We start from the raw sequence: 13,827 nt of genomic DNA, 5'->3' as shown, positions 1-13,827 counted from the left end.
GCAATTTAGCTTCAGCATCTAACAGCAAACGCAGCTTCTCTACACCACCATAGCGTATCGCTAAAGCAATGGCGTAATCGACAGTTTGTATAGCATTTTTGTCATGCCATAACAACTCTGTAAGTGGCTTTAGACTTTCATCAAGCAATTGTTGAAGATCTTGTACACTGCCTCTTAAGACAACTTCCAATAAGTAATGTGCTGCTCCCACATTGCTAGATCTATCAATCTTCGGCAGCCTCTTTTTGGCCCATTCTTCTTTGTAAAAATCTTGTATCGCATCAGATGAGTTTTCTTCATCACCCTTGTAGAGTTCCACCTCATTTCTCAGCAACATGCCGATATACTGCTGAGCAACCTCCTCATTATAGATTTGATGTTTGTAACAATAGCCTAAGAGTAGGCCCAAACCAAGACTATCAACAAGTTCTTCAGACAAACTCAACTCAGGCATTATCGAAATAATGCGATCTTTACTTCTATCCCATGTTTCATCTAACTTACACAGCTCGCAGTGAGTTAGTTTTGGCGCAAACAAATGCATTTCGTCGCCGGGCAAGCGACCTAACTCATCTAATTGCTCAGTGCTTAGTGAGGCTCCCATATACCTAACTTTATTTACCCATTTCCCTGAGGCTTCATATGCTTCAAGGACTTTCTCAAATTCCTCAGGCAAGGTCAGTTCTTTACGGTACACGTATGGAATGTCTATGACGAACCTACGGCATTTGCTATAAAGAACGCCATCCACGCTCTCATAGACTGGATTTTCAGGATGAACAATGTATTTTTTTAAATTGGGAAGCCAAGGCACGTACAAATAAGAGTAAAGGTTGTCTTGAGTAGCATCTTCCTCTTTAAGCTCAGTATTAGCAAAGCAGTTACTTACGCTATTATCTTGAGCATTATAGATAAAGCCATTTCCCCAGTAGCTCTCAAATTTACGGCCAATTAAGCTCTTAGGCAGCGTTAATGATTTAATTTTAGTCTCGTTGTCGAAGACTACACCACGCTCAATGAACTTAACGCCTTCAGGAATCACCACATCGCCGCCCGCTCCTGAATAACGAATTAGCGTACCATTATCTGAGATCTCAAAATCCATCGAATATCCTTACTACTAGTGCCCATAACTAAATAGAAAGCTGAGCTACATCTAAGCTAAAGCATAGTTATAGCATACAAGTACTTTGTGTGCAGCTACAACCTTAAAGATGACTTTCTGCTAGTCTTGGTGGTTCTAGCCTTACTTGTAAAATCTTGCTGCTTCTCAAGGAGCAGCGCCGTGGCTTCATGAGCTTTATATTTGGTGGCCAAATCTAAGAGCTTATTCATGGTTTGTTTTGATCTAATCTGATTAGATGTGATGATTGCATGAACAACCTGAGAATATGAGCGCGAGAGGGATACTCTAAATAAGTCAACAATATCTTTTGTTTTCAAATTTAACAAATTGAAGATCTTAGCAAACTCATCTGGCCCCTTCTGCATGAACAAATTAATGATGTTTAATGGCATTGCAAAGCGCTTTTCCTCTGTAGAAGATAGCTCAATGAGTTTGGCAACCCCTGGCAAACAATAAAAGGTGGCGTGATGTATCCATTGATAGAATTCAATTTTTACAAGATACCCTTTGTTTTCGCTTATCAATGTTTGCATGTTGGCTCCATGAGAAATCATATAATCGGCGATCTTAAAATCACCACAGAGCAAAGCAAAAAAACAAAGAAGGTTACTAGCCCTATCACATTTAATATTCAAAATCCCACGGTCTGACAAAAGTTCAAGGCACTTTAAACGCTCATGTTCATCAATTGGAGCCAAGCTTCTTACCTCAAAATCTTTGGTAAAAGCTAACGCTGAATTTTCTTTTCCTTGATAAAGAATATGGTCACCTGTTACCCATAGATCATAGCCATAGTGATTAAGATGAAGCGGCAATGACTTACATCTGCGGTACTCTTTATCTGCAACCTCTAAGATCGCACGAAGCTTTTCAATACCGCCGTAGCGTATGGTTAACGCTATAGCAAAATTAAAAACATCGATGTATCTTTCCTGAACTCTAATATGTTCCCGAAGCACCTTTGGATCTATAGCTAGCAGAGCTTGAAGATCTTGCACACTGCCTCTTAAGATAACCTCAAAAAGATATTGCTTGAAGCCTGAGCTCGTTGATATATCAATCTTAGGCAGCCTATTTTTAGCCCATTCTTCTTTGTAAAACTTTTGTACCGCAGCAGATGAGCCTTCTACCGCCCAATTGTAGAGTTCCACCTCATTTCTAAGCAACATGTCGATATATTGTTCAGCAACCTCCTCATTATAGATTTGATGTTTGAAACAATAGCCTAAGAGTAGCCCCAAACCAAGACTATCAACAAGTTCTTCAGACAAACTCAACTCAGGCGTTATCGCAACAATGTTTCTTTTTCTTTTATTCCATCGTCCATGTAACTTACACATCTCGCATTGTGTTAAGTTTGGCGCAAACAACACCATGTCTCTCTTGCACAGCATTGCTATCTCATCTAATTGCTCAGCGCTTAGAGCTGTTCCCATATACTTAACAGCGTCTACTTCTTTTTCTACTCCATCAGATGCTCGTAGAACTTTCTCAAATCCCTCATGCAAGGTCACTAATCGACTCATCTGGCACGGTATGTCTATGACGAACCTATGGCATTTGCTAAGAAGTACACCATCGACACTCTCATAGATAGGATTTTGCGGATGAACTATGTATCGCTCTAAATTTCTAAGCCAAGGCAAGTACAAATAAGAGTAGAGGTTTTCTTGATTAGCCTCTTGCTCTTTTAGTCTCATATTAACAAAGCAGTTGCTCACGCTATTGTCTTGAGCGTTATAGACAAAGCCACTTCTATAGTCGATCTCAAACTTACGGCCAATTAAGCTCTTAGGCAGCGTTAATGATGTAATTTTCCTCTCGTTGTCGAAGACTACACCACGCTCAATGAACTTAACGCCCTCAGGGATCACCACATCGCCACCCGCGCCTGAATAACGAATCAGCGTGCCATCATCTGAGATCTCAAAGTCCATAGAATATCCTCACTGCTAAGTGCCCATCGCTAAATAGAATGCTGAGCACCAACTAAGCTCAATCATAGTGATAGCAAACAACTACTTTTGTGCCGCTACAAGCTTAATGATGATGACTTTTTGCTAGTCTTTTTGGTTTTGGTCTTGCTTTTAGACTCTTGTTGCCTCTCAAGGAGCATTGCTGTGGCTTCATGAGCATTGTGCTTTGTGGCCACATCTAGAAGCTTACTCAAGGTTTGTCTAGATTTAATGTGCTTAGAGTTGATGATTGTACTAACCGCGCTATGAGAGGAGCTCAAGAGTGCTTGTTCAAATAACTCTACTAGATCTTTTGCTTTGACATCTAAAAGATTAAAGATCTTGGCAAACTCATCAGGCCATTCCTGAATGATCACAGAAATACAGCTAGGTGGATAAGAGACTGGCTTTTCGTCACTAGCTAACAATTCAATGAATTTGACAACGCCTGGAAAATGATTAAAGTGAGCACTATATAGCCAATTGTAAAAGTTAACGTCTCTAAGATACTCTTTTTCTTCTTGCATGAATCTTTGCAGGTTTACGCCGCGAGACAGTATATAGTTGGCGATCTTAAAATCACAGCACAGCAAAGCAAGAGTGCAGATCATATTAAAATCTCTGTTATCTTCGATTATCAATATCTCTCTATCACACAAGAGCTCTAGGCACTTTAAGCGCTCATCCTCGTCAAGTGGAGTCATGTTTCTTACCTCATCATTTGAGGTAATTGCAAACGCTGAGTGCGCTGGATAACTACAAAACAGATGATCTCCTGTAACCCAATAATTATAGAGTTTGCTATGAAGCTCTTCAGATAATGTCTTAGGTTTACGTTGCAATTTAGCTTCAGCATCTAACAGCAAACGCAGCTTATCTACACCACCATAGCGTATCGCTAAAGCAATGGCGTAATCGACAGCTTGTATAGCATTTCTTTTACGCCATAACGACTCTGTAAGAGGCTGTAGACTTTCATCGAGCAATTGTTGAAGATCTTGTACACTGCCTCTTAAGACTACTTCCAATAAGTAATGTGCTGAACCCACATCGCTTGATCTATCAATCTTCGGCAGCCTATTTTGGGACCATTCTTTCTTGTAAAAATCAAGTATCCATGGAGCTTTTACTTCTTTAGCAAATCTATAGAGCTCACACTCATATCTGAGTAGCATTTGAATGTATGCATCAGCGCTCTGAGCATCATAGAACTCTTGATTAAGGCAATAGCCTGCAAGCAGTCCCCAACCAACGCTGGCAATATTCTCTTCACTCAAAGGTAACTTAGGCATTATCACAGTAATGTGTCTATTGCCCACGTTCCATCTTCCATGTTCATTGTATGGCTCACAACGAGTTACATTTGGCGCAATCAAAGTAAGTTTTGGATAGCACCAGCTTGCAATCTCATCAAACATGTCTGCAGATATATAATGGCGCGTATACGTAACTTCATCTACATTAAATAACGTACCGTCAGCTGGCTTGAGGACTTTCCAAAAGTTATCATCCAAGGTCAGTGTGTCCTTGAAACTTTCTGGCATATGAATCAGAAAAGTGCGACAGCTGCTATAGAGTACACCATCAACACTCTCATAGACTGGATTTTCAGGATGAACAATGTATCTTTCTAGTCTGCTTAGTGATGGTATGAACAAATATGAGTAACGACCTGATAGCGAAGCAACTTTCTTGCTAGCCCTAGTATTAACAAAGCAATGGCTTACGCTATTATCTGTGGCGTTATAGACAAAGCCATTTCGATAATCGATTTTAAACTTACGGCCAAGGAAGCTCTTAGGCAGCGTTAAGGATGTAATCTTATCTGCATTGTCAAAGACTGAATAATGCTCGATGAACTTAACACCCTCAGGGATCACCACATCACCGCCCGCGCCTGAATAACGCATTAGCGTACCTTCTTGTGAGATCTCAAAATCCATCTACCTAAACTCCTTAGCGCATACAAAAGTTAAAAATAACACCTAGATAAAATAAGACTAAACAGCATGGTATACAGCTAGCAGCGCCCGCTAGAGCTCTATATACAACAGCTACAGCATCGTATAGAGGTAGCAGCGCCCGCTAGAGCTCTATATCCAACAGTTAAGGCTAAATTAAGCAAGCTACAAAGTTAATGAGGAGCGCACGCCTACGCTTTGCTCACCATGTTTGCGCAACTTATCTAGGTAATCAAGTATGATTGCTACCATCTCGGCTTGTGACTTATCTGAGGCGTATTGTACAAGTTTCTTAATTAGCTTACTTGAAAAGTCATACGATGAGTCCAAGGCAGCTTTTAGTGAGTCAATATCATCATCCCTAACGATTGCTCTAAGAACTTCAAACATGTCGTCATCCTTAACTGTTATGAGAGGGAAAAGCTCTTTAATAAGCTCAACATTGCCTGAGACTCTGTACTTTAGCGGTTCTACAGATATAGGAAGCTTTACTCCAAGCTCATTGATTAACTTGGCAAAGTTAACCACGATTGACGCCTTGTGGGATAAAACGCCTGTATAAGTGATATCACGCTCAATCTGACTAACTACATCCCTGTTATCCGTTATAAAGGTCTTAAGACAAACCTTGCTAATAAGATCAGCAATCAAGTCTTGACGATCTAGCATATAGCCATAGAAACAACGCCATTCTTTGGAGTAATTCGGCCTTAACAATTGCCTTGTAAGCAACTCAATACACTCAAGGCGTTCTTCAATACTAATAGGCTTCAAGCCATGAACTTCACCGTGCTTATCAACATTCAAAGTCATGGCACTGCCAAATCTAGGCTCATAACCAATTACTTGCCACAAGCCGAAACTGAACATCGATCTGGCAAAGATATCATCAAGATGTTTTCTATAGCTTTCGCTAAATATCGACTCGTTGAGCAGTGCCTTAAGCTTTGCAAGCCCTCCATACCTAAGTGCTAGCTCGACGATCGTCACTAGCTCGATATGTTTGTCTTTAATATATTTCTTGTTTTTTAAGCAATGCTTAAAATCCCTTTCACTGCCATATAGAACCTGCAACTTTATCTGTAGCGCAGCCTCTTGAGCATTAGAAACTTGCTTAGAAGGATCAGATTCCTGAGCCCATACATTTTTGTAATATGACAGTACTTTCGTAAGCTTTTGCTCATTGGCAAAAGGATATACTTTGTTCTCATGCTCAAGTAGCAATGATGAGTAATAAGCTTTGTTTTGCTCATCGTATGCATCAGCCTTATAGCAAAAGCCACAAAGACTTTGCCAACAGAAAGTCCTTTGATTATCATGAACTTGGTATTTCGGGGCAACTATGACTAAATTATGTCTAGGCGTTAAGTAGTGTTTAAAGAATTCATTTGCATTTGGCGCATACACTATCAATAGGTTATCTACGCCATGCTCAAACACTTCACTTTGTAGAAAGTTATCTAGACTCTCACATAACACAAGCTCATCTAATATAGTCACAATCACTGGCGGCCCTTGTAGAGCATCGTTAATATCAGTGCTTTGAATGTATTCTTGATAAGAGCTATCCATAGCTAGCGGCAAGCTACTTTGCGATGGAGTGTCGAGGATAAATTTATCTTGGAACATCAGCACGCCAGATCGCTCGCTATATACTGCGTTATCTGCAGCTACAGCATAACTCTCTAAAAATGGCAGCTTTAACTCCAAAAGCTCAAATAACACATCATCCTGCTCAAGTGGCGCAGCACCATCTTTTTGATAGAGCTCAACGCTAAGAGCAGCGGCATTGTTATATCGCAGCACATGTGCCTGATGGTCACTCCCTTGCTCATGCTTATGTCCAAGTAAGGTGCTAGGCAAGGTTAAAGCGGTGATCTTAACTTGAGGATCAAACACACCATCACGGGCAATAAATCTCACGCCTTCTGGAATGACAACTGATCCACCTAAGCCACTATAGCTTAGAAGCTCACCATCATCACTAATTACAAAATCCATAGTTAATCCTCATAAGTGCTTGTTTGCATTACGCACTAAAGCGTCAATGGCGAGGTCGGAGCTAAGGTACTATCATTTTCCTTACGTCTTTGGTTTTGATAGTTTAGAAGAGTAGCCACCATTTCATGATTATCTGTATCATGTGCGATAGTGGCAAATCTCTTTAAGATCTCATCATCAAAATCATAGCCACAGTCCAACATGGCTTGTAATAACTCTGGAGCTTCTTGACCCACAATCCTATAAAAGAAGACCTCTAAAGCATCATGATCTATGTACACAAGCGGGAATAGCTCATGAATAAGCTCTTCGGTGTTAACAACTATTGCAAGGTCATGAATTAAACCTAAACGAATGAGTACGTCTTTGCTTTTGGCCGCCTTGGCAAAAGCAATGACGTGCTGTGGATTAGACTCTAAAACGCTAGCTATCGTGGTGTTGTACTCAAGAATTTCAGCATCGTCAGTTTGACTCGTGTACTGACTAAGATTGACTACAAAGTCCTTGAGATCTGCCTTATCTAAGAGTGTGGCAGCTAAATCAGAGCGGCCTAACATATAGGCATAGAAGCACTTCCACTCATTGACACAGATAACATTAAGTAGATCATGTGCCAAAAACTCAAAACAACTTAAGCGCTCCTCAACGCTTATTGGGCTTAAGTTACGTACTTCACCTTGCGCATTCACAAACAGTGCAGATGTTCTCGTGAATGTAGGCTTATTGCCAATGACACCCCAGATCCCATCCCGGGTATTGCCCTTGTAGCTAATCTCATCGATATAGGCTTGGAGGTACTGACGCACTCTATCTTTAGATAGCAAGCACTTAAGCTTTTGTACACCACCATAGCGAATAGCTAACTGCACTGCAAAAGCGACAAGGAATACAAACTCTTCAGCTATTGACGGTTCATCACTAACAACATCATCAAAATCTAAAGATGAGCGCACATCATCAACTGTGCCATAGAGTATCGATTCAAAAAGCTGCTCAATTGCATCCACATAGTTTTCTATGACTGGCTTGGGAACAAAACCCTGAGCCCATAAGTTTTCGTAATACTGACAAACTCGTTTGAGACCATAGTTTTTAGCGCGACGATAGCAATTAGCCTCATCAAAATACAGAAAAGCTCTACATACCTTTGCTTGCTCTTCATCAAACAACTCTTGCCTATAGCAAAAGCCAAGCAATGCAAAGAGCACAATAATGGAGTTGAGGTCACAACTATGAAGATTTGGTATTACAACAATGGTGTTCTTTTTAGGTAACCAAGGAAATCCCTCTTCACGTATCGCATGTGCCTTTAGAGCGTAGAAAATGTAGAGATTGTCAGTAGACAGGTCAAAGATCTCAGATGTTTGATACGAGGCAAATAACTCTGGAGTTACAATTTCCTCGTCCAAATACGCAGCTAGCGGCGGCCCTGAAAAAGTGTCCTTAGCTTCATCAGAGTGAATATATTCTTGATATGAGCACTCAAGCTTAAATGGAAATGGCGATCTTTTAGGTATATCTAAGACAAAATCCAGCTTGAACAAGAGCACGCCATCAATGGCTCTATAGACGAGATTACCCTCAGCGACCTCATAGCTTTCAAGGTCTGGAAGATCTAATGATAAGAGTTCAAATAGATCATCATTAGCAGCCAGCGCCTTAGACGTATCACGCTGATAGAGCTCTACGGTGTCTCCTGCAGCACTTTCGTTGTGGCGCAGCACATGTGCCTGATTGTCACTACCTAGCTTATGCTTGTGTCCAAGCAAGGTACTTGGCAAGGTTAGAGTGGTGATCTTAACTTGTGGATCGAACACACCTTCATGCGCAATAAATTTCACGCCCTCAGGAATGAGCACAGCGCCACCCACTCCACGGTAGGCAATAAGCTCACCATCATCACTAATCAAAAAGTCCATATCTGATCCCTTGTAAACTTATTGCGCTATAAACCAGTGCTAGTTGTGCATTAGCATAAAGCCAAGATCAAAGTCCTTATGCTAGTGCCAAGCTAGTACTGAACATGTAATAAATCTTTCTTATCTCCCATCTTACAAGCAAATATTTAGCTAATAATTAGCGACTCTAAAAGCCCATCTTATGCCGCTTGCAGCCATACATTAAGCACTAGCTAAATTAGGCATTGATAAATGATCCATCAAAATTATTCTGACACATCTGCATGCTTGTCCCACTGTTGAGAATCTTATTGGTTATAACTTCAAGGTCGTCTGTACCTTTAATGTAAGCAGCCCCTGCCTCTTTAGCTAGCTCGTGATTGCCTTGAGTTTGTTCGGCGCGATCCGTTTCTTCATCCGAATACTTAACCACAAACAAAGGCTTGCCCGAATTAAGACATACCCTAGTAGCATGCATGGTTCCGCCATTAACTGAAGTTTGAATAACTAATGTAGCTAATGCTAAGCCTGACTGTAGGCGATCGCGGGCTACTAAATTGTATTTAGTAACAGGTGTCCCGACATCGTATTCAGACAAAAGTAGACCACCATTAAGCAAGATTTCTTCTGCAAGAACCTTATTGCTTGGAGGGTAGACACTGTCTAGACCATGGCCAAGGAACGCAATGGTTTTACCCCCGGCATTTAGAGCACCACGATGTGCAATCGTATCGCACCCTTCTGCCAAACCTGAAACTATACAAAAACCTCTGCGTGCAAACTCAGTGGATAAATACAGACCAGCTTTTTGTGCATTAGTAGTGTTGTTACGCGTGCCAATTACCGCTAGCCCTGGGCACTTAAGAGCATTAAGATCTCCCTTGTAGAAGAGCAAAATAGCTGGTTCTTCAGTTTTATCGTCTTTGGATTTTATGTGCCGTAGAGAACTAGGAAAGTCTTGCTCGTAGTAGGAAATAATGCCTATTTGATTGGTTTTAGCCCTATCAATGATCTCTTGAGCAGTCTTAAGAGCCGCATCTAAATCCGTTGCTGTAATAGGAGCCTTGCGTGCACCATCAGGATTTTTCTTTTTAACAGAACATTTTGCTAGAACACCAAGCAGCTCTGACGTACTAACAATACCTGAAATACTGTTGCCTACTTTCAGAATCGACTTTTTACCAACACCTTTTAATGACTTTAAGGCCAAGATTTGGCTTGTAGTTAGTGCCATATACACCTCTGAAAATATGCAGGACTGATGTTATTTTGATTCCTATACAGTAAATGGGATAAGACTTAGCTACACTCAATTAAGAGTGTAGCTAACAATGGCGTTAATTAGCCATTAATGATGTGGTAGAGCTTTAGGAAGATTAGATCTGAAGGTCGTTTAAGACGTTGATGATCTCAATCTGACGCTCATGGAAGAGGAGTTCTTTGTTGTGTTTGAAGTACTCATCACAACCGAAGGAGCTAATGAAGCTTACGGCATTTTTGTTGATGGTCAGCTCGCTAAGTAAGATCAAGATCTCTTGACCCTCACCAAAGGCTTGCTCGGCAAACTTAAATGCAGCATTAAGCTTACCTACAACCTTATCTGCATCACTCTCCATCTTCTTGACGCGCTTATCAAAGTCCTTTTTAACGGCCTTGAAAGCTACCTCATTGTCCTCTTCGCTACCAATGATATTCAGCTCTTCATGCAGGATATTCTCTACAGCCTTCATGCGACGAATAACACTTTGCGTTACGGTGCCACGATCTGCGGCATTTTTCAGCATATTGGAGTAATTATGCAGCAAGGTCTCAAAAAGATAGCGTGGAGTATTTGGATTGTTCTTTACTCCTTTCTTAAAGTCTTTTAATACTGCAAGTAAGTCCTTTAAGATCGCCTCTTCATCGTTAACCTTGCAGATATCTTCATGCAGCGCATTTAACATCAAGCCTAATAAAGCTAAGCGCTCATCAAATGCTGCTTTACTTGCACGAGCAAGGATCTCATCACTAGCTTGACCATCTAAAATGCTGCTTACTTGATAATCAGAGCGATATTTTTTGAAGAGATCGTAGTAAAGGGCAAATTCCTTAGCGACCTTTGGATGCTGTAAGTATTGCTCAATTAACGGCAGATCAACTTGAATTTTCTTCTCTTCGTAGAGTTTGAGCATAGCACTAAGATCAAGCCAACCACGTGCAGTCACAAAGTATCTTCCGTCAACAGTGGTTTCGATCTTGTAGAAGTCTGACTTAATGGTCTCAAGATAAGTAAAGACCGCAGGGTGCACGCCTGAGCTTTGGGCATACTCCTTCCACACCATAAAGTCAGGGATAACCTCAATACGGCGCAGACGATCCCAAGTGGCAATATCAAACTCACGTACAGAATTGTTGTACTCAGGTGGGTTACCTGCAGTAACGACGATCCAGCCATTTGGCAGCTTGTGGCGACCAAAAGTCTTGTACTGCAAGAACTGCAGCATTACAGGAGCTAAAGTCTCAGAGGTACAGTTAATCTCATCTAAGAATAAAATACCCTCTTTAACACCAGTGGTCTCAATGTACTCATATACGGATGCGATGATCTCTGACATAGTGTACTCAGAGATCGCGTACTCCTTGCCATCGTACTTCTTATGCTCGATAAGTGGCAGACCTAAGGCGCTCTGTCTGGTGTGATGAGTCATGGAATAGCTAATCAGACCAACACCAGCTTCATAGGCAATCTGCTGCATTACAGCAGTCTTACCGATACATGGAGGGCCTAGTAAGAACACTGGACGCTGAACCTCAGGTGGGATTAAGTAATCACCGAACTCGTCTTTTGAAAAGTAAACGGTTACTGCGTTTTTGATTTGATCTTTTGCTTGTTTAATATTCAAGGCAAAACCCTCAGTAAATGTAGGTCTGTATTGCTTAATTCTGTAGTAATTCAAGCTAGGCAATTAGTCACCGTGGACAGCACTGGATTATTTTTACTAATGCCAGTTCAGTGCTGTTAAAGCCTGTGTGCGCTAAAGATTGCTTGAGCTTTGGCAGGTTTTGGCAGACTTTGGCAGGTTTTGGCTTTACCTAGGCTTGAGTGATTGACCAATGAGGCACTTATGAGTGCCTAGAGATCGTACTTATCTAAAACCAGTTTAATGGCCCATGAAGGCACCGCGACATCATCATATTCACCACGGATCATGACGAAAGCAGCTTTATACTCTGGTGGCTTAGCCGGGAACTGCCCCATACAATCAGTAAAGTAGATAAGACCCTTAAGATCATGAAGTTCACCACTCTTGATGAGCTTATCAACATAGGTAAATACAGGTCTAAAATCAGTACCACCAAAGCCTTTTAGCTGCATGTGCTTGATGTAATCTTCAAACTCCTCGCGTGAGGTGATTTTCACATCGCTTTGGATCTCAGTGTCACATTGAATGATGTGCAAATTAATCTTGTTAAAGAAGCTCTCTTTTTGCATCAAGATGTTGTAGGTCTTGTTCATGAAAGCCTGCACTAAAGGACCATGAACCGAGCCCGAGACGTCAATGGCGATCACGAAGTCATGAATCTTCTTAACTTCACGATACTCCAAAGGCTCAATGAGCGGCATGTTCTTGTAAAGATCAAGACCATAGGTGTAGTAGACGTAGTCAAACTCATCTGGACTCACCTTCATCTCTTCTCTAAAAGTGGCAAATTTCTTTAAAAACTCAGAGTAGTCATAGCGCTCTCGAGTTACCTCTGTTAAGTTCTGAATCAAAGATCCAGCGCTATCTCCTATACCTTTAGAGGTGGTCTTAAGATCAGTGAGCATCTTCTCTGCGATAGACATCCACATATCAAGCAAGGCTTGTTGCTTGCCAGCAATATACGGAGTATTTCTAAGGCCACTATTGTTTGCATTTGGATTCTTAGGCAAGATCGTGGAAACATTATCCTGGCCACTTTGATTTGAGTTGTCGTCAGAAGGCTGTCCACCATTTTGCGGCGATCCTGAACCACCGCTAGATGGCTGTGATCCTGAGCCACTGCTAGATGTCTGCGATCCTGAGTTACCGCTAGAACCAGCCTCATCACCAGCTAAATCGCCCGCTCCACTAGCTTGTTCGTCCTTTGACGGATACCAAGGACTATGCTCGTCGCAAGTAAAAAGATCTCTTAATTCCTGTCGCTTGCTATCACTTGGTGGATTGGCAAGAAAATGACGATAGATCTTTTCTGCAGTAAGGATCTTAACTTCTTTTTGAATGGTATTTAGATGCGAGCGCATTGCTGCATCATTATTAGTTGCAATGCTATCTTTCTTTAACTCGAGGATAGTGTTGGATACTGCGATATCACTAGCTAAATCCCACAGCTCACGATCTAGTTCTTTTGCCGAGAAAGGATGGTAGAGAACGCAATGGAGCAAAGAGTGCATGTAGTTATGCACTGGACGAGCTTGATCTTCACGGTACTCTTTAAGAACAAAGATAGGATTGAAGTAAAGAGCTTTACCATCAGTTGCTTGAGTCTCAATTGCCTCAGAGCAATTAAGTGGCAACCTATCTAACGCCGTGTCTAAGAAGCGAAAGTTCAGCACCAAGCGACTCTGCGCAAGCTTCATCACTTCTTGAGCTAGTTGACGAATCTTATCTTCATTCGACATACACATCTCTCTGTTCACACACTGCACATGGCGTGGTATAAGCCATTTCCACAGCAAACAAAAACTATTTATACTCATCATAGATCAGAAAACTTAGCTAATTTTTAGAATGATCTTAATGAGCGTTAATAAGCACGTGGGATTAATCAACTTATAGAAAACAAATCGCAAGCGTTCTAGCCTATCAAAAGGAGGCTATACACAAAAGCTCTTTATCAAAGATCTGCGATCCATACGGCAAGCA

Annotated in this window: 8 protein-coding genes; all 8 read right to left on the bottom strand. The window is 41.3% G+C overall.

The window, feature by feature from the left end:
• Positions 1-1,105: hypothetical protein (locus H524_RS0107940; protein WP_027939836.1), on the bottom strand; the 1,105-nt coding region annotated here is incomplete at its 3' end.
• Positions 1,106-1,200: 95 nt separating this feature from the next.
• A complete protein-coding gene (locus H524_RS0107935) occupies positions 1,201-3,063 on the bottom strand; it encodes a hypothetical protein (RefSeq protein ID WP_027939835.1) in 1,863 nt (620 codons plus the stop codon).
• A 95-nt stretch (positions 3,064-3,158) separates the two neighbouring features.
• Entirely contained in the window at positions 3,159-5,024 is a 1,866-nt protein-coding gene (locus tag H524_RS0107930; RefSeq protein ID WP_027939834.1) for a hypothetical protein, read from the bottom strand.
• Between the two features lie 183 nt (positions 5,025-5,207).
• Positions 5,208-6,767: a hypothetical protein gene (locus H524_RS0107925; protein WP_156907581.1), complete on the bottom strand. Its 1,560-nt coding sequence runs from the start codon at positions 6,765-6,767 to the stop codon at positions 5,208-5,210.
• A gap of 311 nt (positions 6,768-7,078) precedes the next feature.
• Complete coding sequence (locus H524_RS0107920) at positions 7,079-8,962, bottom strand: hypothetical protein (RefSeq protein WP_027939832.1); 1,884 nt, start codon at positions 8,960-8,962, stop codon at positions 7,079-7,081.
• Between the two features lie 217 nt (positions 8,963-9,179).
• Entirely contained in the window at positions 9,180-10,175 is a 996-nt protein-coding gene (locus tag H524_RS14900) for a DNA-processing protein DprA (protein ID WP_052338988.1), read from the bottom strand.
• A 142-nt stretch (positions 10,176-10,317) separates the two neighbouring features.
• The gene (locus tag H524_RS0107910; protein WP_027939831.1) at positions 10,318-11,823 is read right to left on the bottom strand and encodes an ATP-binding protein; all 1,506 of its coding nucleotides are present in this window, start codon (positions 11,821-11,823) and stop codon (positions 10,318-10,320) included.
• 230 nt (positions 11,824-12,053) lie between these two features.
• Entirely contained in the window at positions 12,054-13,583 is a 1,530-nt protein-coding gene (locus H524_RS0107905; RefSeq protein ID WP_052338987.1) for a vWA domain-containing protein, read from the bottom strand.
• Between the last annotated feature and the right edge of the window lie 244 nt (positions 13,584-13,827).

It is taken from the genome of Anaerobiospirillum succiniciproducens DSM 6400 (genome assembly GCF_000482845.1).
GTDB lineage: Bacteria > Pseudomonadota > Gammaproteobacteria > Enterobacterales > Succinivibrionaceae > Anaerobiospirillum > Anaerobiospirillum succiniciproducens.
This window is presented reverse-complemented; position numbering and strand designations above follow the sequence as displayed.

Bases quoted from the DNA above. Each gene is read 5' to 3' on its own strand.
- H524_RS0107935 (WP_027939835.1), bottom strand. From the start codon at position 3,063: ATGGACTTTGAGATCTCAGATGATGGCACGCTGATTCGTTATTCAGGC.
- H524_RS0107930 (WP_027939834.1), bottom strand. From the start codon at position 5,024: ATGGATTTTGAGATCTCACAAGAAGGTACGCTAATGCGTTATTCAGGC.
- H524_RS0107920 (WP_027939832.1), bottom strand. From the start codon at position 8,962: ATGGACTTTTTGATTAGTGATGATGGTGAGCTTATTGCCTACCGTGGA.
- H524_RS14900 (WP_052338988.1), bottom strand. From the start codon at position 10,175: ATGGCACTAACTACAAGCCAAATCTTGGCCTTAAAGTCATTAAAAGGT.
- H524_RS0107905 (WP_052338987.1), bottom strand. From the start codon at position 13,583: ATGTCGAATGAAGATAAGATTCGTCAACTAGCTCAAGAAGTGATGAAG.